The following is a 25,690-nucleotide window of genomic DNA, read 5'->3' as shown; positions in this document are numbered from 1 at the left end:
GTGAAGTTGCACATATCTTGATCCCCCTAAATCCCCCTTGAAAAGGGGGACTTTGATAGATGTTTTTCCGGTTCCCCCCTTTTTAAGGGGGGTTAGGGGGGATCGAATTCTATGCAGCTTTATAAAAAATTGGTATAAGGTCGAAGGTTAAGCCTTAAAGGTCGAAGGTTAAGTCTTAAAGGTCGAACATTAAGCCTTAAAGTTTGAACATTAAGCCTTAAGGTTTGAACATTAAGCCTTAAAGGTCGAACATTAAGCCTTAAAGTTTGAACATTAAGCCTTAAAGGTCGAACATTAAGCCTTAAAGTTTGAAGTATGAGTCTTGCCCAATGCCCAATGCCCAATCCCCAATCCCCAATGCCCAATCCCCAACTAGCAGTTACCAACTAGTAAGGCTTCTTGCTTGAGTTTTGCCCCAAACTTTTGGATGAGTAAATCTTGCAATATTGGCTGCAAATCCTCGCATGGTATGCCTTTGATGATGCAAGTACCCAAATGGGCATCTTTGCCAACTTTGCCGCCCATATATATGTCAACACCTTCCAAGGTTTTGCCATTTTTGCGAGTTTTAGTTCCCATCAAGCCGATGTCTGCAACTTGGGGTTGTCCGCAGGAGTTGGGACAACCTGTCCAATGAATTCGCACTGGTTTGGTGAAGGTTAAGTCTTCTTCTAAGGCTTTAATCATTGCCAGGGCGCGGTTTTTGGTTTCGATCAGGGCAAAGTTGCAAAATTGTGCGCCTGTGCAAGATACTAGCGATCGCGTCAGCAAACCTGGATCGATAGAAAATTTTTCCAGCAAAGGCTCTGTTAAAAATGTTGCTAAACGCGAGTCAGCAATATTGGGGATCACAATGTTTTGCTCAACTGTGAAACGGATTTCGCCACTGCCGTAAACTTCAGCTATACGGGCAATTTCAAACATATCTTCGGCATACAACCGACCAACAGGAACGTGTAAGCCTGCGTAATTCAATTCTGATTGTTTTTGTTTATATACCCCGATATGGTCGCGTTTTTCCCAGTCGATCTCGTCTTTAGGTGCTGCGGATATTAATGATTTACCCAAACGGTTTTCTACTTCTGCGCGAAACTTATCTAAACCCCATTCATCGATTAGCCACATCAAGCGCGATTTTTGCCGATTAGCACGCGGGCCACAATCGCGAAATACTTCCAAAACCGCTCTACATAAAGCTACTACATCTTCGGGAGCCACCCAAGCATTCAGAGGAATCGCCGCCTCACAACGTTTAGCTGAGAAAAAACCACCGACTAAAACGTTAAACCCAAAAATGAGTGCTGAGTCTTGAGTGCTGTTAGCGGTAGCGGGGCGTTCAGCCCGTTCTGAGTGGGAAAAAGACTCAGCACTCAGCACTCGGCACTCAGCACTATTTTTAAATGCTGGCACAAAAGCTAAATCGTTAATTTCAGCATGAACTGAATTGTCTCGTCCACCTGCGATCGCAATATTAAACTTGCGTGGTAAGTTGCTAAATTCTGGGTTTCCTTCGCCTTTATTGGTGAGCATATCTTGAATTTGCTGTACCAACTCTCGCGTGTCGTACAATTCATCTGCATCTAACCCCGCCACGGGATCGCCTGTGATATTGCGGACGTTATCCATCCCTGACTGAACGCTGGTTAAACCAACTGCGTGAAATCTATTAAAGATATCTGGTAAATCTTCAATTCTGATCCCCCGTAATTGAATATTCTGTCTGGTAGTAATATCAGCGCAACCATCATCACCGTAACGTTGCACCACTTGAGCTAAAACACGCATCTGGCTGCTGGTAAGAATACCGTTAGGCATCCGCAACCGCATCATAAACTTTCCTGGGGTAACTGGCCGAAAAAACACGCCTACCCATTTGAGTCGATGATCGCGATCTGTTTCGTTCATCGCCTCCCAACCCAAGGCGGCAAATTTCTCTATCTCACTTTTGATGGCGAGTCCATCTTTTTCTGCTTTTAATTTCTCGAACTTATTAAGACTAGTGGTAGTTGCTGTATCTGTCATGAGTCTGAATCTCGTTGCAAATTACTGATAAGATCGGTAACTGTGGTCATAATTTCCCAATTCCAATCAATCCGTAGTTACATCAGGTGCTGTATCTGCGAAGGTTAGGGAATAAAAACTTAATATTTAACTACGGCTGATTATTTTTACTCAAGAACATTCCAACGCGAAACTTCAAATCCGTGGTTAGTTAAAAAAAATTTGTGACCATTTACATCTTGGGAATTTATCAAGCAGGTTTAGATAATGTTCATGTAACAATTTCGATACTCATAACTTAAGGTGACTTTTGTGTTAAAATCGTATAAATTGTTACGATTTTCGGAAAAATTTTTCAAAAAATGCATGAATAGTATGCATTACTTGCATTAAAGTCACCCATAAGCGATGTAGCGCCCTTAATCAAGGGTATTTGAGAAGACTGAAGTAATTTTGGATCGCCATAGATTAATCTCAAATCGTTCGACTGAGCGTAGCCGAAGTCTAAAATCCCAAATTGAATGGGAGATGTTAGCTAAAACTTAGATATTATTTCAGCAGTTATGAAACGTCGTGACTTTATTAATTGGGTAGGTTTGGGCTGGATTGCGAGTTCTCTACCTGTAGCGATCGCAGCTTGTTCTTCTCAAACAACTCCAGCATCTAAAGATTGGCAAACAGTAGGTACATCGGCAGATTTAGATAAAACAGGTCAATTGCTGGCAAAAAACTCACCGGCTGGGCCTGTGCTGGTAGTCGGCACATCTAAAGCCGGAAATCTAACTGCTGTTGACCCTACTTGTACTCATGCAGGTTGCACTGTAGCATGGAAAGCAGATGCCAAAAAATTCGCTTGTCCCTGTCATGGTTCGGAATATGGAGCCGATGGTAAAGTGCAAAAAGGCCCAGCAACCGACCCCCTAAAAACTTACGCCGCTAAGATTGAGGGCAATTCTGTTTTAGTTAAGCCAAGCTAGTGGAGGCAGGATAGAGCATGGGGACTGGGGACTGGGGACTGGGTACTGGGTACTAGGGACTGGGTGCTGGGTACTGGGTACTAGGAGAATAACCAATCCCCAATCCCCAATCCCCAATCCCCAATCCCCAATCCCCAATCCCCAATCCCTTTTACGCAAGATATTGTGAGTAATATCAAACAGCTTTTGGTACAAGCCGAGACAGCACATAATGCCGCTGATTGGTCATCACTAATTCAATATTTGCAACAATTAGTTTTAGGGGCAAATTCGGAAGATCCAGAAATAGTTAAAAATCGAGAATATCTTCTGAAATTAACACTTTCCATCTTAGAGATGGGGGATTTTCAGCAACGATGGGAAATTACCAAAGTGTTGATTCACTTTGGTAATATTGCTATCCCACCTCTGATTGAAATATTAGAAGATGAAGACGCAGAAGACGAATTGCGCTGGTATGCGGCAAGGACTTTGGGCGAATTTAAACATCCAGAAGCGATCGCATCAATAGTTGAATTGTTGAAAAACGATCGGGATGAAGAACTCAAAGCGATCGCATCTACAGCACTGGGACAAATGGGTACTGTTGCAATTACTTCACTAACTGAACTTCTATTAGATGAAAATACACGATTGTTAGCAGTGCGATCGCTTTGTTGTATTCGGCAACCAGAAACCATCACGCCGCTGTTGAGTGTAGTGCAAGATCCACAAGCAGCAATCCGTGCCGCCGCAATTGAAGCCCTCAGCAGTTTTCATGACGAACGCGTACCGCCAGTATTGTTAAAAGCTTTGGACGATCCCGCCGCCACAGTGAGGCGTGCAGCAGTACTTGGTTTAGGTTTTCGCCCCGATTTACATCAAGCATTAGATTTAATAACGAGACTGCAACCCAAACTTTACGACGTTAACCTTGATGTTTGTTGTGCAGCCGCAGTTACCCTTTCTCGGATTGGTAGTGATGACGCTGCTAAACACTTATTTGATTTGCTGATTTCACCTCAGACACCGATAACGCTGCAATTAGAAACCATCCGTGCTTTAAGTTGGGTGGGAACATTATCGAGTTTGGAATATTTGCAAACAGCACTGAATCAAAGTACTTCCGAGACAGTGTGGCAAGAAATTGTCACAGTTTTGGGACGAGTCCAAAAACCGCAGTTAACTACACCAGCGGTAGAAATATTACTGCAAATACTGCGATGCCTTCTCTACGAGACGCTAGGCGAACGGCAAGCTTCTCTAACGCAGCATTCGGCCATAGAGATTGCTAGCATCAAAAGTGCGATCGCTTTATCTTTAGGACAGTTAGGCGAAATGCAGGCAATTGAACCATTGATTTCCCTGTTAGCCGATCCTAATGCATCGGTGAGACTACATGCGATCGCAGCACTGAAAAATCTGAATGAGGAAGCCACACATCAACAATTGCAGCAGTTAGCGAATAATGATGCAATCACACCAGATTTAAAACAAGGAATAGCGATCGCTTTAGCCGAATGGTAAATTTCAGCGTCAACTTTTAATCGCGTGGCGTCTCGTAAAGTCTGCGGCATAGCTACGCTTAGGGCGCTGCCTCTTTTAGATAAGAGAAGATTAAAATCCTTATTACAAACCTTTAATTATTTATGCCATCCTATTGAACTGATAATAAAAGTATTCCTTAAGTCTAAAGTAAGACACATCTGGAGTATGAAGTTATAAGTTTTCAGGTGAAATAAGATTGTGAAGTATTCTTAATAGAGTCTCAACTGCAAGCAGCATCTGGCTGTATAGAGTTTTTGGTTCATTTATATCAAAATAACTAAAAGCTAATGTCAAAAAAGTAATTATATTTATTCAGGTGAAAATCCTGTTTAACTTAGCGATCGCTTGTACTTCTTAGGTTAGTCTGTTTATCTAATTACAAACTCTATTCTATAATGTGGAGTTTTCTCACACTTATAGAACTCATATCTGATTTTTGAACAAGATTTCAGATAAAACCCCGATATAATAAGCTTTTCAGCCTCTGTATGTTTTCAGAAATAAAATCAAAGTCCTATATAAACTAACCTAACTTGAATGCCAAATTAATTCCTGGGATATAAGTGATTTTACTCTTATGGTAGAAGTCCGTCGAAAAACTAACACTTATGCTATCTAACAGTAACAAAATGATTCACAATAAGTAATTAATAAAAATAGGATAGATAGAAATTAAGTGTAATAATATTTATTTTCTATCTTGAACAAGCAATTTCGCTCGTGAGTTTTTAATCCTAAAGTAGTAATTACTGATTATGAGTTATTTTGCTTAATGTGACAAAGAATAAGTTATTGGTGGTATTTTCAAATACTTTCAACTTTTCCAGAAGAAGTTAAGTAAAATACTCTGCAATCTGCCTCGCCATAATTTACCTAATTTAGCAGTGGATTGAAGAGACAACATTGCTTTTGTAAATCAATCAACGATACAAATCTAGAACATAAAAGGAACCATAAGCATGAAGCCTTTCAATTTATCTAAAGCTGTTTTAGCTACTCTATTTGCCATAAGTTTCGCTTCTGTATCCTTACCTACTTTAGTTTCTGCCCAAAGTGGAGGTTCCGGCAGTGGAGGCTCTGGTAGCGGAAGTGCCGGCAGTGGAAGCTCCGGTAGCGGAAGCTCCAGTGGTAGCACTGGCTCAGGTACTGGAACTGGAGCTACAGGCACTGGAACCGGGACAACAGGCAGTAGCACAACAGGCACTGGAACCGGGACAACAGGCACTGGCTTAGGTACTGGAACTGGAACTACAGGCACTGGCGCAACAGGCACTGGAACCGGGACAACAGGTACTGGTTTAGGTACTGGAACTGGAACTACAGGTACTGGCACAACAGGCAGTGGAACTGGGACAACGGGCAGTGGAACCGGGACAACAGGCACTGGAACAGGGACAACAGGCACTGGCTTAGGTACTGGAACCACAGGTACTGGCACAACAGGCACTGGAACTGGGACAACAGGCACTGGAACAACAGGCACTGATGCCACAGGTAGTGGAACTACAGGTAGTGGAACAACGGGCGGTGGAACAACAGGCACTGATGCCACAGGTAGTGAAACTACAGGCAGTGGAACAACGGGCACTGATGCTACAGGTAGTGGAACTACAGGCAGTGGAACAACGGGCACTGATACCACAGGTAGTGGAACAACAGGCACTGGCACTGATGCCACAGGTACTAACAGAAATACAGGTGTCGCAGCTTCCGAAAGAACTAGCGATCGCGGTTTCAATTTTGGTTGGCTAGGTTTACTTGGTCTAGCTGGTTTAGCTGGACTGCGTAATCGCGAAAAAGTCCGGGCTTATAGAGATCCCGATGAAGTAACAGGTTCTCGCTCTAGATAGTATTCACCACACCCTAGGAGGGTACAGCTATAGTTTGTGCCCTCTATGTCTTTTGCAAATCTGATGCGATCGCAGCTGTATCCGTACTTGTATAAAACCAACCTGACCAACGGTAACATTCAGGTAATTGAGATGCGAAGTTGAAATGATTACTTTATGTCAATTAGAAACTGCTATATAATCTGTCGCATAATGATGAAGTGAAACACTGATAGTTCGCTACAGTTCAACTATCAGCTTCTGTAATCACAAGAGAATGGCTCAGAACGATAGCGTTAAAAATATTATCTAAAAATTCATATATTTCAGCAGAAAATAGTTAATTATTTTTTGGGCGAAATTTACCGAAAAAATCGGTGCAAAGCGCATCATTGACAACAAAGGCGGTCAAATCTGATTTACTTAAATGTTAATCAGAGAAAAAAAGCTGTAACAAACTCTACTAAATTGTGGATAAAAATCCGTTAACTTTATAAAACTGATCAATGTAATTCAGGCTACATAAAAATGCGCCTAGAGCAGTTGCAAGCCTTTCTAGCGATCGCCCAAACCGGCAGCTTTCAACAAGCAGCGCGAACATCTGGTGTTACCCAATCGACGATTAGTCGCCAAATCCAAGCATTAGAAGCAGATTTGGGGATAGAACTGTTTCACAGAAGCACTCATGCCAAACTGACACTAGGAGGCGAACGTTTGTTACCCCGCGTTCGCAAAATTTGTCAAGAGTGGCAGACTGCTACAGAAGAATTAGCCGATTTAATCGCTGGAAAGCAACCAGAACTTTGCATTGCCGTGATTCACTCTCTGTGTGGATCTTACTTACCACCAGTGTTGCAAAAATTTTGTCATGATTATCCAGATGTGCAATTGCGGGTGACTTCATTAGGAAGCGATCGCGCCCTGAAAGTCCTCAAAGATGGATTGGTGGATTTAGCAATTGTGATGAATAATCGCTTTTTAACCACCAGTAGAGAAATGGTGGTAGAAGTACTTTATGATGAACCTATAGAAGTTTTAACCGCAGCCAATCATCCCCTCGCACAATATGAATGCGTCCCTTGGTCGGAGCTAATTCGTTATCCCCAAGTGGTTTTTAAAGATGGTTATGGGATGCAACGCTTAATACAAGATAAATTTGAGCGGATGGAAGCCACACTCCAGTCGGCTTTAGAGGTAAATACCCTAGATGCCTTCCGGGGAGTTGTGCGCCAAGGGAAATTGATAGCTTTGCTACCTCAATCAGCATTACTGGAAGCACATCTTGACCCTACCCTGGCGATTCGTTCTTTAGCCAGTAATAATACTAATGGTTTAGCAGATGGTTCCAGTTTGACTCGACGGGTAGTTATGGTGACAACTCAAGATCGTCTGCAAATTCCTCCCATTAAACATTTTTGGCAACTCGTGCAAGAAAATATCCCACTGCAAATTAACCAGCAGCGATCGCCTTCGTCAACTGCGATTTTATTAGACAACGTAAGTTAATTAAAGCAACGCGATCCCAATTTTAAAAATTCCAGCGAAAAAAATAATCTATCGTAGGGCGCACAGCTAGCTGTGCGCCCCTACTTCAGTTTAATAAGCATCCATTGGCAGACAAGAACAAACAAAATTGCGATCGCCAAAGGCTGCATCAATGCGACCGACAGCAGGCCAGAACTTATATTCGCGTGTCCAAGGCGCAGGATAGGCAGCTTGTTCGCGAGAATAGGGATGCTGCCATTCTCCGGTAATTAAACTTTCGGCAGTGTGGGGTGCGTTCTTCAAAAGATTATCTTGGATATCCACCTTGCCAACTTCTATTTCGGCAATTTCTTGACGAATAGAAATCAATGCATCACAGAAACGATCCAACTCTTGCTTAGATTCACTTTCTGTAGGTTCCACCATGATTGTACCCCCTACAGGCCAGGAGACAGTCGGCGCATGGAAACCGTAATCGATCAGACGCTTGGCAACATCATCGATTTCGATCGCAGCCGATTTTTTGAGCGATCGTAAATCTAAAATACATTCATGGGCAACTAAACCATTTTTCCCCTGATACAAAACCGGATAGTATGATTCCAGTCTCTTAGCGATGTAGTTAGCGTTGAGAATCGCCACCTTAGTTGCTTGGGTTAAACCATCTGCACCCATCAGGGCGATGTACATCCAAGAAATCACCAAGATACTCGCACTACCCCAAGGCGCAGCTGCCACAGCACCAATATGCTGGGTATTGGGGATTGGGGATTGGGGATTGGGAATTTCTTCCTTCCTAGTTCCCAGTCCCCAGTCCCCAATCCCGACTACAGGATGTCCCGGTAGAAAAGGCACAAGATGAGATGCAACGCCAATGGGCCCCATACCAGGGCCACCGCCACCATGAGGAATACAGAAGGTTTTGTGCAGATTCAAGTGACAGACATCCGCGCCAATATCCCCAGGACGGCAAATTCCCACTTGGGCGTTCATATTTGCCCCATCCATGTAAACTTGTCCGCCATAACTATGGACAACAGCGCAGATTTCCTGAATTGGCTCCTCAAAGACACCGTGAGTTGAGGGATATGTCACCATTAAAGCGGCTAATTCATTGCTGTGTTTTTCTGCCTTCGCCTTCAGGTCAGCAACATCAATATTACCTTGTGAGTCACAGGCAACTGCTACCACCTTCATCCCGCACATCACCGCACTTGCTGGATTGGTTCCGTGTGCGGAAGTGGGAATCAAACAAACATTGCGATGTGCTTCGCCCCGATTTTCGTGATATTGACGAATTACTAAAAGTCCAGCATATTCGCCCTGAGAACCAGCATTTGGTTGTAGAGAAATTCCCGCAAAACCAGTAATTTCAGCTAACCATGCCTCAAGTTGCTGGAATAGAATTTGATAACCTTGTGTTTGCGATGCAGGGGCAAATGGATGAATCTTGCCAAATTCCTCCCAACTTACCGGAATCATCTCAGCAGTTGCATTCAACTTCATTGTGCAAGAACCCAAGGGAATCATCGATGTCGTTAACGATAAGTCCTTGCTTTCTAATTTGTGCAGATAACGCAACAACTCCGTTTCTGAGTGATAGCGGTTAAAAACTGGGTGGGTGAGATAGTTGCTAGTACGGGCAAGGCTTGAGTTTTGTAAAGGTGATTTGCGCTGTGCTGCAATTAAGTCTCCAATTTCTTTAAAACTGAAAAATGGACTATCAGACGCTGCAAAAATCTCCCAAAGCTTTATCAAATCATCTACTGTAGTTGTTTCATCTACAGAGATACCAACGGCAGTGTCATCAAAAATCCGCAGGTTAATATTCCGTGCTTGACAAGCTTCGAGAATTACTTCCAGGCTGCGTGTTCCCAACTCCACGCGCAATGTATCAAAGAAATTTTCAGAACTAATTTTGTAACCTAGATGCTTTAGTCCTGCTGCCAACATTAAAGTTAGCTGATGGATATTTACAGCGATTTGCTTCAGTCCATCTGGCCCATGATAGACGGCGTACATACTCGCCATCACCGCCAGCAGCACCTGTGCAGTACAAATATTACTAGTAGCTTTTTCGCGGCGGATGTGCTGTTCGCGGGTTTGCAAGGCAAGACGCAATGCAGGCTTACCTTGAGCATCTTTTGAAACTCCCACAATTCGCCCTGGAACTAGCCGTTTATACTCTTCCTTCGTAGCGAAATATGCCGCATGAGGCCCCCCAAACCCCAAAGGAATACCGAATCGCTGAGTGCTTCCGACAGCAATATCAGCGCCAAATTCCCCAGGAGGGGTCAGCAAAGTTAAACTTAAAGGATCTGCTGCTACCGTCACCAATGCACCCTTAGCATGGGCTTTTTCTATAAAAGCGCGGTAGTCATAAATAGTGCCATCACTTGCAGGGTATTGCAGAACAGCCCCAAAAATTGGTCGCTCAAAATCAAATTTTTGATGATCCCCAACAACGATCTTAATCCCCAATGGTTTAGCACGTGTTTGTAACACATCAATGGTTTGGGGATGGCAATCACGAGAGACAAAATAGGCATCTGCCTGATTTTTAGAGACACCATAGCTTAGACTCATTGCTTCTGCTGCTGCTGTGGCTTCATCAAGTAACGAAGCATTGGCAATTTCTAAACCTGTGAGGTCAATAATCAGAGTTTGAAAATTCAGCAGCGCTTCTAGTCGCCCTTGAGCAATTTCTGGCTGATAAGGAGTGTAGGCAGTATACCAACCGGGGTTTTCTAGGATATTACGCCCAATCACAGGTGGGGTAATACTGTCGTAATAGCCCATACCAATGTATGAACGGAAAACCTGATTTTTGGCAGCAACTTTTTTTAACGATGCCAGTGCTGCATACTCGCTTTCTGCTTCAGGTAACTTTAGCGGTTGCTTCAGCCGAATTGCCTGTGGAACTGTTTGGTCGATTAGGGCATCCAGGCTGGAAAACCCCAAAACCTTAAGCATAAGCTGAATATCATCGGAGTTAGGGCCAATGTGTCTTGGCACAAAACTACTTAACTTTTGACTTTTTTCGTCCAGCACTTGCTGCTCATTAGACTTGAGAATAGGGGCGTTCAATACCACAAATTACTCTCCAGACGGTACTATTTCATATTTTGCAATAAATACTCTTAAACTGGGGGCTGGGAATTGGGGATTCGGAAGATATTGGATAGGTGAATAAGAGTAATTATTAATTACCTTCTCCACTCACCTACTCCCTTACTCTTCCACTCAGCACTTAACACTCAGCACTCAGCACGGGCTAAACGCACCGCTTCCGCTAACAGCACTCAGCACTCAGCACTCCTACTCCCCTTCTACTTGGGCGCGATACTCATCTGCTGTCAGGGCATCTTCAACTTCGCCAGGGTCATTGACGCGGACTTTCAAAAACCACCCTTCCCCATAGGGGTCTTCTGACACTTCTTCAGGAGAATTAATTAAGGCTTCATTGCGTTCTATAACTGTGCCTGTTACTGGTGAATTCAGTTCTTCAACGGCTTTCACTGATTCAATTGTGCCAAAGTTTTCTCCCCTGGTAAGAGCATCGCCAATTTCTGGCAGTTCCAAAAAGACGATATCACCCAATTCATGTACGGCAAATTCAGTAATGCCAATGGTGGCAATTTCACCATCGATTCGCACGTATTCATGAGAATCTAAGTATCTGAAATCTTGAGGGTATTCAAAAGACATATCACTTCCTCTCCCTTATCAAAAAAATTATTTCCCTAACAGTCATCCAAGTTATATCTGGTAATGAACCTTAGTGTAGTTGAATAACTCACAACACATTATTCCTCAAAAACCTCGACGCTTATCAGTTGTTAACACGATTTTTTGACCGATAAAAGGGACGTTTAACTACAACTGCTGCATAAGTTTTGCCGCGAATTTCGACTTCTAGCTGCTGACCGACAGTTGCTAGCTGGGTAGAAATGTAAGCTAAGGCAATAGGATAACCAAGTGTCAGTGACAGGGTGCCACTAGTAACTTCTCCCACAACTTTACCTGTGGATAACACTTGATAGCCATGACGGGCAATGTTGCGCCCTTGGGTTTGCAAACCTACCAATCGGCGCTTTACTCCAGTGGCTTTTTGTTGTGCTAAAACTTCCCGACCAATAAAATCGCCTTTGGTATCTAAGTGAACTAGCCACCCCAAACCTGCTTCTAAGGGTGTGGTGATGTCATCGATATCTTGTCCGTACAGTGCCATCGCTGCTTCTAAGCGCAGAGTGTCTCTCGCACCGAGTCCACAGGGGATAACACCACTTTTATGGAGAGTTTGCCATAATTCTACTCCCACATTCGGGTCTACCATCACCTCAAAGCCATCTTCTCCTGTGTAACCTGTGCGGGCTAGGAAGGCAGGTTTACCTAGTAGAGTTGCTTCTAAATGTCCAAAGGCTTTGATTGGTTGCAAGTCTTCTTGCACTAATGGCTGGAGATATTTAATCGCTTTTGGCCCTTGGACGGCAATTAAGACTTTATCTGGTGAAAGGTCTTGGAATTGCACCTTATCCAAGTCAAGGTGTTGCAATAGCCATGCTTTATCTTTACTGGAGGTTGCCGCATTGACTATGATGAATGCTTTTTGTGTACCACTGGTGTCTTCACCTTGATAATAAACAATGATGTCGTCAATAATTCCCGCTTGGGGATTTAACAATACGGTGTATTGTGCTTGACCAGCTTGCAAACGACTCAAGTCGGAAGGTACTAGTGGCTGGAGTTGGGAAATCAGGTTTTTACCTTGGAGGGTAAATTTGCCCATGTGGGAAATATCGAACATTCCGGCTGTATTTCTTACAGCCTCGTGTTCGCGGCTAATTCCACTAAATTGCACGGGCATTTCCCAACCGCCAAAGCTGGTAAGGCGTGCTTTGAGTTCTACACCCAATTGATATAAAGGGGTTCGCGCCAGAGATTGGGCGTTGTCTTCTTGATTAGCCACAGGTAATTATTGCGTAGATGCGGAGCAACTTGCCGTTAGGCATCGCACCTCAACATCTATCATCCTACGAGAGATTAGGGAAGAGGTGACAGGGGACAGGGGACAGGAGACCGGTGACAGGGAACAGATGATAGGAAATAATCTGTACCCTGTAACCTGCACCCTATTCCCTTCTGTGAGGTTTAATAGTTAATGGTGGCAATGTTGAGATTTATTAAGAAGAGATTATGAAATATTGGCAACTGTTAGCTAGCTTTGTCTTAGCTATGGTTCTTTTTTTGTTTCCCCTATCGGCGCAAGCTGCAAGTTCTTCCAGTATTACCCGTTCTGTGGGTAATGATGAACTCAAGGCCAAGGATTACTCTGGCCAAAGTTTAATTGGTACTGAGTTTACCAATCTCAAATTAGAGAATGCTAATTTTAGCAATGCTGACTTACGTGGTGGCGTATTTAATAGTAGCGTATTGCAGGGAGTAAATCTGCATGGTGCTGATTTTAGTGAAGGCATAGCCTATCTAACCAAGTTTAAGGATGCTGATTTAAGTGATGCTGTGTTGACTGATGCGATGATGCTACGTTCTACTTTTGATGGCGTGGATATCACAGGTACCGATTTTACGAATGCAATTTTAGATGGAATACAAGTGAAAAAGCTTTGTGTTAACGCAAGTGGTGTGAATTCTAAAACTGGTGTGGAAACTCGCAAGTCTCTAGGATGTAAGTAAATTTTAACCCCTCTTCGCTAGTGGAGCTACGGTGTATACATATGTCTTAAAAACCTAGCTTTAATAAGACTTTCTTCGTTCCCAGTCTGAGACTGGGAATGCATTCATTGAGTCTCTGACTCAATGTCTGGCTGGAGGCAGAGCCTCTAATAAGCCATTCCCAGTCGGAGCAGGGGAACGAGAAGTGAGAGAACAATGGGAAAATCGAGCTTTTTCCGACTTGTGTATACACCGTAGTTCGCTAGTGGAGAGGGGGATATTTTTTTAACGAATTACGAATTACGAATTACGAATTATGCACAGCGATCGCTAATGATATGCTTCTCTTAAAAAGCTGGCATAATTTGCCCGAACTGTCATAGTTGTCGGATGACTTATACCTAAAGTCCGTTCGCAAATTTTCAAAGCTTTCTCAAATAAAGGCTTGGCTTTCCTGTAGCGTCTTGTATGACGGTAGAGCGCTGCTAGATTGTTCAGGCTAATGGCGACATCGGGATGGTTATTTCCCAACAGGCGTTTACTCAGTTCTAAAGCTTGCTCATACAAAGGTTCGGCTTGTTTGTAACTTCCTGTAGATTCGTAAAGTTGTGCTAAATTGTTCAGGCTAGTGGCAACATCGGGATGTGCATCTCCGAGCAGGCGTTTTCTCAGTTTTAATGCTTGCTTGAACAAGGGTTCGGCTTCACTGTAGCGTCTTGTATAGCAGTACAATGCTCCTAAATTGTTCAGACTCGTGGCAACATGGGGATGTTCTTCTCCCACTAGGCGTTTCCAGAGTTCTAAAGCTTGCTGATACAAAGGTTCGGCTTCGTTATAGCGTCCTGTATATTCGTAGATTAATGCCAAATAGCTCAGGCTGGTAGCGACATCGGTATGTACTTCTCCTAACAGACGTTTTCTCAGTGCTAAAGCTTGCTCAAGCAAGGGTTCGGCTTCTCTATAGCGTCCTGTAGTTTCGTAAAGTACTGCTAAATTGTTCAGACTAGTGGCGACATCGATATGTTCTAAACCAAAACGATTTTGAGTTAGTTCTACACACCGTTGCAACCAAAGTTCTGCTTGCTGATAGAGTGCTTGACTTTGATAAAACCAGGCTAATTTGGTAAACAGAGTGATTAGATTTTTATCGCCCAAATATTCGGATAGGTGAGTTGCAACTTCTTTAATATGCGGGATATGTGGAGTGAAGTTGAGAATATCTTCAGGGTTGATCTGTTGCGGAATTAGCTTTGCTACCTCTAACATCATGGTTGCAAATTTGGTTTTTGCTTCATCCGCCTCACTTGACTTATCCAACTTCATTCGGAAAAGTTGTCGAATCTGTGGATTTAGAAGATAAATTCCTTTATTTTTCTGTTGTAATAAATGTAATTCTAGTAAATCGGCTATGGCTTTCTCGTTGAGTTGTTGTTTTTTATCATCTTCTATTGTCTCAACAGATAGAGGAATGTCAGCTAAAGCACACAAACTTAGCAAACAGCCGAAGCTTTGGGCATTTTCATCCAACTGTTCCCAACTCAATTCAAAAGCTTCAACTATACCGTATTCATCAGGCATCAATGAGTTAGCATTGATTACTGGTTCATGTTCCACTCGTTTCTTCTCTAGCCGCTTTAGCAGTGTTTCCAGAGACAAATCTGGCATTTTATCCAAATATCGTCCCACTAACTCTAACGCTAAAGGTAAATATCCCAAAAATTTACAAATTCTTCTTGCAACCCAAGCTTCTTGTTGCAGTCGTTCCCGAACCACTAGCGATTTGAATAATTTCATCGCCACCAATGGTTTGAGGACAGCCAATTCGCTATTATTATATTTTGCGCTCAGGTAAGCTTGTAACTTTTCTAGTTTGTCTTGATTGTTGAAAGTCGCTAACTCAGGATTATTCTGGGCAAACTTGTTATATACCTCACCCACCCACTTTGTGAAAGCGGCAATATCAACGTTTAATTCGCTGGCAAGTTTAGCTTTAGTTTTACCTAAGTTTTCTGTCTGAAAATATTTTGTAAAAGCTGCCATTTGCTCCAGAGATAAGCCATTCGTAGCAGCTTCTTTTGCTATAAAATTAGCCCATTGCATAAACAGCTTGTAAAATTTATTTTTATTGTAGCTTTGTCTCCATTAGGAAATCTTCTATCTTTCGGATAAAAGTACCATTTGTATAAAAATATTTAAATTTAGTGGCTACGTATTTTGTTATTTAATATGAGAATCAAATCGCAGAGTCGCAGAGGGCAAGAAAGAAGAGAGAAAAGGAAGCAAAAGCTATTTGAAGTTACAATTGATAGCGATCGCTATTCTCCTGTTTGTTGCTTGAGTAAATTGACCAAAGTATCGGATAACCACAAACCAGCCTCACGCCAAGCTTGGATTCCAGGAGATATTGCTTGGGATTAGTCCGCGTCTTTTCGCTAATATCAGCAAGCCTCCGGTTTCGATAGTATTAATACCTAAAGCTTGACCACAACGCCGTGTTGCTCTATCGTCAACAATAGCGGCACAGTCGGAATTTTTTAGTGCCAAACTGAATACTTGTGATTCTCCCTTTCCCAAAACGAGTTAACCCAGCAGAAATTGCTGGGTTAACTTGTGAAATGTCACCTAATTCATACCATTTAACTGCTGCGGCAATTCGCATTTCTTGGATAAATTATTCTGGATTTTTACAAAATGCTGAAAATACTGTTTTCTACTTGAAGCGATGCGAACATTTAACTCAACCTACAAATATTTTTAACTGAATCGTATTGCAAGTTAAGGGATAATTGGTAATTGGTTTTCCAAAAGAATTAATTTCAGAAGTTAGACCGTATCTAGCGGTATCTAGCAGTTCCGGTGAGTACTAGAGTTTGATATGACTGTAATTGTCCAAATAGGGGAGTACGAATAAATCCTGATGTTCTTTGAGTAGTTAAAATAGCTTCGGTTTGGACAGCAGTTTCTCGTGTTCCGATCGCTAGGTTGATAATTGGTAAGAGTAAGCTCAGTTTAACTATATTTCCTCCTAAATCAGGGTTTAGTGGTTTGCTAATAATTATCGTCACTAGCGTACCGATATCAGTAGCTAATGTCTGAATTTGATCGCCACTAAAATGCTCAGAAATTGTTTGAGTTTTGTAATCAAGTTGTGGAACTCCATTGATAATTGAATACTTGATGTTAGTATCTTTACCTTCAAGTTCAAATTCATTTGGTCGTTGCACAACAATTGCTTGTGCTGGCTTGGTGGATTTGGTAATCACAAAAGATAATAGTGATGTCGTGGTTAAGCCAGTCACAAAAGTGAGAGCAGTTTTGAGAACTTGACGACGGGGAAATTTTGAGGATATGTCTTTAAGGTTCATAATCGTAATTTAAACCATTGATAAAGAAATATTTCTCTTTATAGAAAGAGAAAAAGATTGCGCTATCCGATATAGAGTGCGACAGCGCTAATATGATTTTAGATTATTCAGTTAGCAAGGTAATTAAAATACCAATTGTTGATTTTTAACTCTTCAGTTAGATAAAAATAAATTTTTGATGACAATATTAAGTGGTGTTGCAGTTCGTAAGCGATCGCACTGGAGCCTTTGAACCTCGAAGTTGCACCTTTGAACTCAAAATGGTTATACAATGTCTACGACGGACTACGCCTACGCACTATTATTGACTGTACTATTTGGTGTGTAGAAGGCGATCGCTGCTAATATTTAAACTACAACTGTTGTGTGGCATCAATTTGGTGTGATTTTGGGAGAAAGGGGCGATCGCTAGCGATATGCTTCTCTTAAAAATCTTGCATAATTTCCCCGAACCCTGATTGTATCGGGATGACCTACACCTAAAGCCTGCTCACAAATTGCCAAAGCTTGCTGAAGTAGAGGTTCGGCTTCGCTGTAGCGTCCTGTAGAATGATAGAGTCCTGCGAGATTGTTCAGGCTAGTGGCGACATGGGGATGGTTGTCTCCCAGTAAGCGTTTCCATAATCCCAAAGCTTGCTGAAACAGGGGTTCGGCTTTGCTGTAGCGTCCTGTATAATGGTACAGTAATGCGAGATTGTTCAGGCTAGTGGCAATATTGGAATGTTCCAAACCCAGACGATTTTCAGCTATTTTTACACACTGCTGCAACCAAGGTTCTGCTTCCTGATAAAGTCCTTGACCTTGATAAAACCAGCCTAAGCCTATGAAAGGCCAAATTAAATCCTCGTCCCTGAGATATTTGGATAGGTGGGTTGCAACTTCTGCAATATGAGGGATATACGGAGTGAGATTAAAAATATCTTCACGGTTAGGCTGTTGAGGAATTTGCTTTGCCACCTCTACCATCTGCGCTACAAAAGCAGTTTTCACCTCATCTGCATTACTTGACTCATCCAACTTCATCTGGAAAAATTGCCGAATCAGTGGATGTAGACGATCAATTCCTTTACTTTGCCATTGTATTAAATGCAATTGCCGTAAATCAGCTATAGCTCTCTCCCAAAGTTCTTGTTTATCATCATCTTCTATTGCCTCAACAGAAAAAGGAATATCAGCCAAAGCATATAAACTTAGCCAACAGCCAACAAAGCGTGCATTTTCATCCAACTGTTCCCAACTCAATGCAAAAGCTTCAGCAACACCATATTCATAACGCATCAATGGGTTAGCCTTGGCGATTGCTTCGTGTTCCAGTCGCTTTTTCTCTAGCCGCTTCAGCAGTCTTTCCAGAGACAAATCTGGCATTTGATCCAGATATCGCCCCACTAACTCTAACGCCAAAGGCAAATATCCCAAAAATTTACAAATTTTTCTCGCGACCCAAGGTTCGCTTTTCAGCCGTTCTCTATCAACCAGCGATTTTAATAATTTCATCGCCGCCAATGGTTTGAGAACACCCAAAGGTAATTGCGGCAAAGTTCTATCAAACCCCAAACGGGTTGTCAGCAATACTTTAAACCGGGGTGATTCTGGGGGGAGATAAGGCTGAACCTGTTTTTTGTAATCGGTGACATCATCAAACACCAGCAGTACTTCACCTTGTTGCCAATTCTGCCAGCAGTATCTCAGCCTATCCGCTAATTCCCAGTCATCCGGTGCAATGAGTTTAAATTTCAATTCGGCAAATCTGAGAATCTGAATTCCGACATCAATTCCCTGTGCAGATAACCAGCAAACCCCACCTTGATAATTCTGCAAGTGCTGTTTGGCGTATTGGGTAGCGAGTTCAGTTTTCCCGACTCCACCCATACCCGCCACAGCTACAATTGCAACTTGCCGAGATGTTTGTAATGAGGAGTGCAGTTCTTCTAGTTCCGTCTCACGTCCCACAAATTTTTCAAATGGAACAGCAGGGGGAATGTTGTGATGAATTTCTTTAATTGTGGGGTGGGCATCTTGCCCGCCATTATATTTCCTTATCAGGCAAGCTCGTAACTTTTCCAGCTTACCCCGGCTTTCAGAATTGGCTAACTCAGGATAACTCTGGGCGAATTTGTCATAAACCTCTGTCATCCGCTTTTTGAAAGCAGCTGCACCAATATTTAATTCGCTGGCAAGTTTCGCCTCACTCTTACCTGAGTTTTCAGTCTTCAACCGTTCTACAAAAGCTGCCGTTTGCTCTGGAGATAAGCTATTAATAGCAGCCTCATTGGCTAGAAAATCAGCCCATTCCATAGACAGCTTGTGAGATTTCTTCTCGATTCTACTTAATTTCTACTTTCGTTCTACTTTGTCTCAATTTCTAGGGAATCTCCTCTTCTTCTGGCAGAAATACGATTTGCATAGAAACATTTAGAAGAGGTTCAGTCATGAAAACTGCTTTAACAACTCCGGTCAACGTTAATCAAACCACTCAAACTTCGCAATTAATTCCCACCTCGCCAACATCATTAGAGAAACCATCTACCTGGATGCGAGACGGATACAGTCCCACTGAAATTATTCTGGCGGCGGCAATTTTAACTTCATTGTCGATTGGGGGAATTGCCTCTGTGATTGTGGCGATTACGGGTTTAGTTAAAACTTTAGTACGCCCGACAAGCGAAAAAACAAAGTAGGGGTACTGGCAAAGCCAAATTCTTCGCTTCGTTGCTATCCCGCCTCGGAATCAATTCCGAGGCTAATAGTCTAAGTCCGTTCAAACGGACTAAATTTTAGTTAATTTGAGTCAGTTTTAACTGACTTATGCTGTTAGCCTGCGATTTGAATCGCAGGTGGGCTGAAGGTATCGCCCGTAACTTGAGCCTTTGAGCCTTTTAACCTCGACGTTGAGCCTTTTATCCTCAACGTTGCGCCTTTTATGCTCGAAGTTGCACCTTTTATGCTCGAAGTTGCACCTTTTATCCCCGACGTTGCGCCTTTTATCCTCAAGGTTGCGCCTTTTATCCTCGAAGTTGCGCCTTTTATCCTCGAAGTTGCACCTTTTATCCCCGACGTTGCACCTTTTATCCTCGAAGTTGCACCTTTTAGCCTCGAAGTTGGGATTTGCTATTCAAAACAGCCAGATAAATACTCTATCCCTCCTGCCCCCTGCCCCCTGCTTCCTATCCCCTGCCTCCTAATACTAAGGTGATTGATTTAACACCCACTTCAACCACTGACTAAAGGAACTTAAAACATTCAACCTTTGAACTCCAGGCGCACGAGCGGCGGCGAGTCCATCAACAGCGACTAATGCGGCGTATTGCAAGCCCAAGAAACTATCAACTGCGGCATAAGGGCCACCTAAAGTAATCGCCCCCGCAGCATACATTTGACCTCGATCGCTACGCATTTCTACTAATTCAAAATTGTTCGCTACAGTTAATCGTCCCAGGTGATTTACTGGGAGGTTATAATGTTTCACCAAATCTGCCAAGAGGGGATTTGCATCTACTTTGGCATCCAGTCCAGTAGCATCAACAATAAAGTCAGCGAACAATTTCTTTTCCCCAAAGCTTTGCTCTCGAATACGGGTAATAGTCCGGTTTTGGGCATCTCGTTCCACATCCAAAACCTCACCAAAGGTAATTTGATACCAGCCTTCGCTTAACCCTTGAGCAGTAATTTGCTGCCAATCTCGGCGGTCAGCGGTAGTAGTTCCACCCCAGTCTGCTAGTAAACGCTTGCGTTCATCGGGGGTGGCTTTTTCTAACATTGCCCGGAGTTCGCCGCCCCAACAGGCTTTCGGCCAGTTAAAGGGTTGAAATTCGTAATGATTTTTGACTAGGCGCTGGGTATTTTGAAATTTGTTACCTTGGGGTTTAGGCGATCGCATTAAATGCAAAACTGCAATATTTCGATTTCGCTTTCTGGCTTCATAAATCCGCTGCACAATCCGCGAAGCCACAATTCCCCGCCCCCGAATCAATACCGTACCACCATGTTGCTCTAGTTGTTCATAAACGCGATCGTGAGCTTCATAAGCATTGACGACAGATGTAAAATCTTGATATTTTTCCCTATAAGCTTGCAAATCTGGGAGAAACTGAATTGCTGGATATCCAGTAGCTAAATGTAAATAACGACTAACTAAAAAAGCATAATTTCCTGGGCCGCGAGAATAGGCTACGCAATATCTGCCATCATCAGTTTTGCGAATTACCCTAACTCGCCCATAGCGATAAATTTGATTCCAGCCTATGCGCTTCGTCTCCCTATCTATGGAATCAAAGACGTTACCCGCACGAGGAGTATAAGTTTCTGCAAATGTTGGTTCAGCAAACACTTGCCATAAATACTTGAATGCTGACTTCATCTGTCCTTTGCTGCAATCGTGCCAAGCTTCACGCAAGGCATAACTAGGCCAACCCCAAATATTATCAGGACAAGAGTCAGAATTAGAACGCAGTCTTTCATATAAAGGAATTTGCGAATTCAGACAGAGGCGTTTGTAACGGGCATAAGGTTCCGCCTCTAATCCCAAAGCCACAATTTTGTCAGCAGGTACACCACTAATTCGCAACAAATCAGTCCATAAAAAGCTACCCAATCCCGCCCCGATCGCTAGATAATCAGATTCATCTACTGGTAATCCTGTAGCATGAAGTGCTTGCACAGAAACTTTTTGAGCCTGAAACGCCAATGGCGGGAAATTACTTGCCACGGGCGTTAGCGGCTGAACTACAGGTAAGCTGGGGTCTGGGCGATTGGTATTTGCGTTGAAGTGAATCGTTGAAGGGGGGCTAGTATCTGGTGCAGCAGCGCTAGCACCAAATGTCACTGCGATTAGATAGGGGCCAATTTGCAACGTATCGCCATTAACTAGAACACTGCGCGTTTGTGGTTGACCGTTGACATAGACACCGTTAACGCTACCTTGGTCAATCACTACTAAATGGTCTTGTTCCCAGTCAATCAAGGCATGGTAGCGAGAAACTTCATTACTGTTAAGCAGCATCCGAGAAACCCGCATTCCTCTATGTTCAGCAGGTAAGCGAGCAAATTCTCGACCAAAAGCGATCGGCACATTTAACAGTGGTTCTCGCCGTTCGCCTGTCGCTGGTTCTTCCCAACTTAATTGGATTTGTAGGTCATTTGTCATTTGTCATTTGTCATTTGTCATTGGTCATTGGTCATTGGGCATTGGGCATTGGGCATTGGGCATTGGGCATTGATTATTCTTCTCTGCTCCCCTGCTCCTCTGCTCCTCTGCTCCCCTGCCCCCTGCCTCCCTCCTCAACTACCCCGTGCTACTAACACACTCACAGCCGCAGCTAAAGATGTCCCACACCAATGACAGCCAATTTGTAGATTCTCTGCTGGGGAAACTTTATGACATTTGGGGCATTCTAAGCCATAAACTCCTGGCGGTGGTGCGGGGGGTGTTTGTGGGTGATGGTGATGTCCGAGATTTATTGCTGGATTGGGTGGTAGCAAAATTGTTGCTGGAATGCTACCCGTGGAAACGCTTGTAACATTGAGTTTTATTTGTCCTAAAGTGATACTACTGCCCTCAGTTAACGGCATTTCACCTTGGACTAATTGCCGTCCATCGACAACGGGAGGATTTTGCGATCGCAAATTCCTGATATAAAAGCGCTGTTGCTGGTGATGAAAAAATATTTCAATGTGCAGACCAGATACAGTAGGATGACTCAGAACAATATCGCACCGGAGGGGGTCACGACCGATGCGGACAGTACCAGGATTATGACTTGCCTGTTGTTCGTAAATATTCTGAGTTTTATCTTGGCCAGCATCGTGCCAATGTAAAGTTAGTGCGTTCATTGTTCTAACTTCGTAAGTGGTATTTAGCTACATCAACTTCTTTCTGTGCGATTCCTAACACGATTGAGTAGGTGCAAGCAAGTATTTAGAAAAAACTTCAACAAGCTTTATCTATTCGATGCTAATTTATCAGCAATGCGTGTAGTTTCTGGCAATCGATATTTAGGCGTGCAGCGTAATACATAGTCAATCGCAGTCGGTAAACTAATTCGATGACCACTGGAAATATACAGAGGTTTTACTCCTGTGCGCGATCGCAAAACTGCCCCAATGGTTTCACCGTTATATATTAGTGGTTGCGTGCTGCCTTTGGTTTGTGCCAATTCTTCATGCTTACCTATCAACCTGGACTTAGCTACACCAATTGTTGGCATATCTATAAGTAACCCTAAATGGCTAGCTATACCTAATCTGCGGGGGTGAGCAATTCCTTGACCATCACACAGAATGATATCTGGTATTGTTTTAATCTTCTCCAAGGCATCAAGGACGGCTGGAATTTCCCGAAATGACAGGAACCCAGGAACATAAGGAAAGGTTGTAGGACGATGTGCTAGGCTGGTCTCGATTACTTGCAAATCAGGAAAACTCAAGACTGCGACAGCAGCACGGCTAATTGTCCCATCAGCTTCAAAACCCATATCCACTCCAGCAACATACTGGATAGGTTCTTGCAGTCGATCCTCAGTAATTACTTGGTTTTGCAGCGTTTCTTGGATAACTATGGCTTCTTCTAGCGTCGAAGGCCAAGCACGATCTCGGTAAAACTTCATATTGAAAATTGGAATTTCACTGATTAATATTAATCCTGTTAATTTAGCAAGCACAAAAACAAAAGTTTTTGATGTTGATGCAGGAAAATATATTTTTGTAAAAGTCTGTAAATAACTAACTTTATACTAAATATTTTAGTCCAGGTTAGCTGATATCTTGCATCACAATGTTACTTAAGGCTGTCAAGAGGGAATCCTGAGAATATAAGTTTATTTTTCTAGATTTTCTTCTTTTACTGGTTATGACACAGCCAAATATTCTAAAACTTGCAAAACAGGGAGATGCAGAAGCGATCGCATCTCTGATGAACCGCCACTTACACCCCAAAGGGATCAACGCAAAAGTTGCTTTCCAAGATGCTTGCTTAGAGGTAACGCTAGAATCTGCCCAAGTACTAAATCAGCAAGTTTTAGTTGCATTTATCCGCAAAGGGTTGACAGCTTTAGGGGCTGCATCTGTTGAAAGAGTCAAAATTTATGGACAACAAACAGGTAAGGAGTTTCCGACTTGGAGTAAAGAGTTTGATTTGGGCATGGTAGAAGCTGATTTAAAACCAGTAGATAATGAACATTTTTCTAGTAATCCTCAAAATCTAACCATTTGTATTAACTTAAGTGGCGATACTGCGCAGGGATTAACAAACCAAGATTTTGAATTTATTGCTAATCAAATCAGCACTGATATTTTATCATCTTCTACTAACGTTTTTATTCAAAAAGTAAGTATTAGTAATGGTAGTTCTGTGATTACAAAGGAACGTTAGGATTTAATTTGATTCACGCATAGGTGCAGAGATTGAGCCTAAAATCCTGGCTTTTATAATAATTTTAATAAGTCTATATAAATTTTAAATATCAAGCTGTACAATCTATAAAAATGTTGCTTTTCCCTATCAATGGGGAACCCTGAGATAGAAGATATTATCTCAGCTTTCGGATTTATTGGTTATGACACAATCGAATCTTTTAGAACTTGCTAAACAGGGATATGCACAAGCGATCGCATCCCTAATGAACCGTCAATTACAACCCAAGGGCATCACTGTAAAAGTAGCGCTCAAGGATGCTTGCTTACAAATAATGCTAGAATCTGCTCAAGTACCAAATCAGCAAGCCTTGGTTGCATTTATCCGCAAAGCTATAACTGGCTTAGGTGCTGCATCTATTGAGAGGGTTAAGGTTTATGGGCGACAAACAGGCGAGGAGTTTCCAGCTTGGAGTCAAGAGTTTGAGTTAGTGGCTCAATTAAATCCGTCTTACTCTCATATAGAAATTAATGCTACAAATCAGATATCTCTGTCAAGCTTAAATGTAGAAAAAACAACATTCAAAAGTTAACTATACAAAATTCAAACTCAACATTATCAAAAACAGTAGAGGGAGAAAAATGGAATACTACGTTCAGACTGCTTTTATTAACTTCAATCGCGTTGTGGTTTGTTAGTTCGCAATTAGCATTTATAACAGTCATTCTAGCAATCATAGCTTATGGAGTATATCAGGGTACACCAGCAGCAAAAGCCCTAGCTGCAAAGCGACAACTAGAAGCTGAACAAAAAGCTGAAGAGGAAAAATTAAAAATTTTAAAACAACAAGAAGTACAAAAAACGTTAAAAAATAATGCAAAAATCGAAATCAAAAACTTACAAACAAATTCATCTTATGTTGTCATAAACGAATTTTTCAAAGTGAATGCTAGACTAAGTGTAGGTGTCAACTATATGGACTTGCCTAGTGTTATAGCTTCAGCGAAATTAGCAACTCAGCAGTTTGAAAAATCAAAAGATTATAATGTATGTCCTTACTTAAGTGAATTAATAAAGAAAAATATGTTTTATTATGAGCTATCTTTTGAATGCTTTCAAAGAAAGTTTTACAATAGAATATTGAATAATGATTTGGAGCAAATAATTATAAATTTATTTCCTGAATTAAAATCAAAAACTATTTTTAATAACTTTGATACTATAGTCCAAACAATTTGGATGGAAGCTTCACAATGTTCTGATGAGATTCAGGCAATTATAGAAGACAACCAAAATAATGGCGAGGAGGCTAAGTAAATTATCAGTAAAAGACTACTTTTTCTAATCTTATACCAATTAAAAATGAATCTGCATATAATGGGGAGAAGCAAACTAGGTAAGTTAACAGAACCATGAGCCGCCCATTTAAAATTGCGATCGCCGAGAGCGAAGAGGAACTGAAAAAACGCCTACAAACAGTGTCTT

At 42.3% G+C, this 25,690-nt stretch carries 21 protein-coding genes and 1 pseudogene; 10 read left to right on the top strand and 12 right to left on the bottom strand.

What is annotated here, in order from left to right; genetic code table 11:
• Nucleotides 1-372: 372 nt before the first annotated feature.
• Entirely contained in the window at nucleotides 373-2,022 is a 1,650-nt protein-coding gene (locus RMY32_RS10590; RefSeq protein WP_322709272.1) for a ferredoxin--nitrite reductase, read from the bottom strand.
• A gap of 542 nt (nucleotides 2,023-2,564) precedes the next feature.
• Here RMY32_RS10590 and RMY32_RS10585 point away from each other — a divergent pair.
• From RMY32_RS10585 to RMY32_RS10570, 4 genes are all read left to right on the top strand, one after another.
• The gene (locus RMY32_RS10585; RefSeq protein ID WP_322709271.1) at nucleotides 2,565-2,978 is read left to right on the top strand and encodes a ubiquinol-cytochrome c reductase iron-sulfur subunit; all 414 of its coding nucleotides are present in this window, start codon (nucleotides 2,565-2,567) and stop codon (nucleotides 2,976-2,978) included.
• A 162-nt stretch (nucleotides 2,979-3,140) separates the two neighbouring features.
• Nucleotides 3,141-4,484, top strand: a complete 1,344-nt coding sequence (locus RMY32_RS10580; RefSeq protein ID WP_322709273.1) for a HEAT repeat domain-containing protein — start codon at nucleotides 3,141-3,143, stop codon at nucleotides 4,482-4,484.
• Between the two features lie 980 nt (nucleotides 4,485-5,464).
• Nucleotides 5,465-6,355 carry a WGxxGxxG-CTERM domain-containing protein gene (locus tag RMY32_RS10575; RefSeq protein ID WP_322709270.1) on the top strand — a complete coding sequence of 297 codons (891 nt, stop codon included), beginning with the start codon at nucleotides 5,465-5,467 and terminating at the stop codon, nucleotides 6,353-6,355.
• A gap of 507 nt (nucleotides 6,356-6,862) precedes the next feature.
• Complete coding sequence (locus tag RMY32_RS10570) at nucleotides 6,863-7,840, top strand: LysR family transcriptional regulator (RefSeq protein ID WP_322690699.1); 978 nt, start codon at nucleotides 6,863-6,865, stop codon at nucleotides 7,838-7,840.
• A gap of 90 nt (nucleotides 7,841-7,930) precedes the next feature.
• On the opposite strand, the gene gcvP is transcribed toward RMY32_RS10570, so the two are convergent.
• The 3 genes from gcvP to gcvT form a co-directional block, all read right to left on the bottom strand.
• The gene (gene gcvP, locus RMY32_RS10565) at nucleotides 7,931-10,912 is read right to left on the bottom strand and encodes an aminomethyl-transferring glycine dehydrogenase (RefSeq protein ID WP_322709269.1); all 2,982 of its coding nucleotides are present in this window, start codon (nucleotides 10,910-10,912) and stop codon (nucleotides 7,931-7,933) included.
• A 225-nt stretch (nucleotides 10,913-11,137) separates the two neighbouring features.
• Nucleotides 11,138-11,527 (bottom strand): glycine cleavage system protein GcvH, encoded by a 390-nt coding sequence (gene gcvH / locus RMY32_RS10560; RefSeq protein WP_069072677.1) that lies wholly within the window; start codon nucleotides 11,525-11,527, stop codon nucleotides 11,138-11,140.
• Between the two features lie 124 nt (nucleotides 11,528-11,651).
• On the bottom strand, nucleotides 11,652-12,788 hold the full coding sequence (gene gcvT / locus RMY32_RS10555) for a glycine cleavage system aminomethyltransferase GcvT (protein ID WP_322709268.1): 1,137 nt from the start codon (nucleotides 12,786-12,788) through the stop codon (nucleotides 11,652-11,654).
• A 227-nt stretch (nucleotides 12,789-13,015) separates the two neighbouring features.
• Here gcvT and RMY32_RS10550 point away from each other — a divergent pair, with 227 nt between their 5' ends.
• Complete coding sequence (locus RMY32_RS10550; protein ID WP_322693396.1) at nucleotides 13,016-13,513, top strand: pentapeptide repeat-containing protein; 498 nt, start codon at nucleotides 13,016-13,018, stop codon at nucleotides 13,511-13,513.
• A 309-nt stretch (nucleotides 13,514-13,822) separates the two neighbouring features.
• Here RMY32_RS10550 and RMY32_RS10545 read toward each other — a convergent pair whose 3' ends face one another.
• From RMY32_RS10545 to RMY32_RS10525, 5 genes and pseudogenes are all read right to left on the bottom strand, one after another.
• Nucleotides 13,823-15,592: a tetratricopeptide repeat protein gene (locus RMY32_RS10545; RefSeq protein WP_322709267.1), complete on the bottom strand. Its 1,770-nt coding sequence runs from the start codon at nucleotides 15,590-15,592 to the stop codon at nucleotides 13,823-13,825.
• 276 nt (nucleotides 15,593-15,868) lie between these two features.
• Nucleotides 15,869-16,036 (bottom strand): hypothetical protein, encoded by a 168-nt coding sequence (locus tag RMY32_RS10540; RefSeq protein ID WP_409882692.1) that lies wholly within the window; start codon nucleotides 16,034-16,036, stop codon nucleotides 15,869-15,871.
• 31 nt (nucleotides 16,037-16,067) lie between these two features.
• Nucleotides 16,068-16,160 (bottom strand): annotated as a pseudogene (locus RMY32_RS10535) (UPF0175 family protein); the annotation flags it as partial.
• A gap of 166 nt (nucleotides 16,161-16,326) precedes the next feature.
• Nucleotides 16,327-16,857, bottom strand: a complete 531-nt coding sequence (locus RMY32_RS10530; RefSeq protein WP_322709265.1) for a hypothetical protein — start codon at nucleotides 16,855-16,857, stop codon at nucleotides 16,327-16,329.
• Nucleotides 16,858-17,265: 408 nt separating this feature from the next.
• A complete protein-coding gene (locus tag RMY32_RS10525) occupies nucleotides 17,266-19,152 on the bottom strand; it encodes a tetratricopeptide repeat protein (RefSeq protein ID WP_322709264.1) in 1,887 nt (628 codons plus the stop codon).
• A 134-nt stretch (nucleotides 19,153-19,286) separates the two neighbouring features.
• Here RMY32_RS10525 and RMY32_RS10520 point away from each other — a divergent pair, with 134 nt between their 5' ends.
• Together RMY32_RS10520 and RMY32_RS10515 are read left to right on the top strand one after the other, a co-directional pair.
• Nucleotides 19,287-19,535, top strand: coding sequence for a hypothetical protein (locus RMY32_RS10520; RefSeq protein ID WP_322709263.1), 249 nt, complete (start codon nucleotides 19,287-19,289; stop codon nucleotides 19,533-19,535).
• 242 nt (nucleotides 19,536-19,777) lie between these two features.
• Nucleotides 19,778-20,050, top strand: a complete 273-nt coding sequence (locus tag RMY32_RS10515; RefSeq protein WP_322709262.1) for a hypothetical protein — start codon at nucleotides 19,778-19,780, stop codon at nucleotides 20,048-20,050.
• On the opposite strand, the gene RMY32_RS10510 is transcribed toward RMY32_RS10515, so the two are convergent.
• The 3 genes from RMY32_RS10510 to nfi all read right to left on the bottom strand — a co-directional run bounded on the left by RMY32_RS10510 (nucleotide 20,042) and on the right by nfi (nucleotide 23,459).
• Nucleotides 20,042-22,000 carry an FHA domain-containing protein gene (locus tag RMY32_RS10510; RefSeq protein ID WP_322709261.1) on the bottom strand — a complete coding sequence of 653 codons (1,959 nt, stop codon included), beginning with the start codon at nucleotides 21,998-22,000 and terminating at the stop codon, nucleotides 20,042-20,044. The genes RMY32_RS10515 and RMY32_RS10510 overlap by 9 nt on opposite strands.
• Before the next feature lie 134 nt (nucleotides 22,001-22,134).
• A complete protein-coding gene (locus RMY32_RS10505; protein WP_322709260.1) occupies nucleotides 22,135-22,686 on the bottom strand; it encodes an FHA domain-containing protein in 552 nt (183 codons plus the stop codon).
• Between the two features lie 107 nt (nucleotides 22,687-22,793).
• Nucleotides 22,794-23,459 carry a deoxyribonuclease V gene (gene nfi / locus RMY32_RS10500; RefSeq protein ID WP_322709259.1) on the bottom strand — a complete coding sequence of 222 codons (666 nt, stop codon included), beginning with the start codon at nucleotides 23,457-23,459 and terminating at the stop codon, nucleotides 22,794-22,796.
• Between the two features lie 242 nt (nucleotides 23,460-23,701).
• Between nfi and RMY32_RS10495 the strand changes: the two genes are divergently transcribed.
• From RMY32_RS10495 to RMY32_RS10485, 3 genes are all read left to right on the top strand, one after another.
• Nucleotides 23,702-24,223, top strand: a complete 522-nt coding sequence (locus tag RMY32_RS10495; protein WP_322709258.1) for a hypothetical protein — start codon at nucleotides 23,702-23,704, stop codon at nucleotides 24,221-24,223.
• Between the two features lie 184 nt (nucleotides 24,224-24,407).
• On the top strand, nucleotides 24,408-24,797 hold the full coding sequence (locus RMY32_RS10490) for a hypothetical protein (RefSeq protein ID WP_322709257.1): 390 nt from the start codon (nucleotides 24,408-24,410) through the stop codon (nucleotides 24,795-24,797).
• Nucleotides 24,798-24,889: 92 nt separating this feature from the next.
• The gene (locus RMY32_RS10485; protein ID WP_322709256.1) at nucleotides 24,890-25,522 is read left to right on the top strand and encodes a hypothetical protein; all 633 of its coding nucleotides are present in this window, start codon (nucleotides 24,890-24,892) and stop codon (nucleotides 25,520-25,522) included.
• Nucleotides 25,523-25,690 lie beyond the last annotated feature (168 nt).

It is taken from the genome of Nostoc sp. ChiSLP03a, assembly GCF_034531215.2.
Classification (GTDB): Bacteria; Cyanobacteriota; Cyanobacteriia; order Cyanobacteriales; family Nostocaceae; genus Nostoc.
This window is presented reverse-complemented; position numbering and strand designations above follow the sequence as displayed.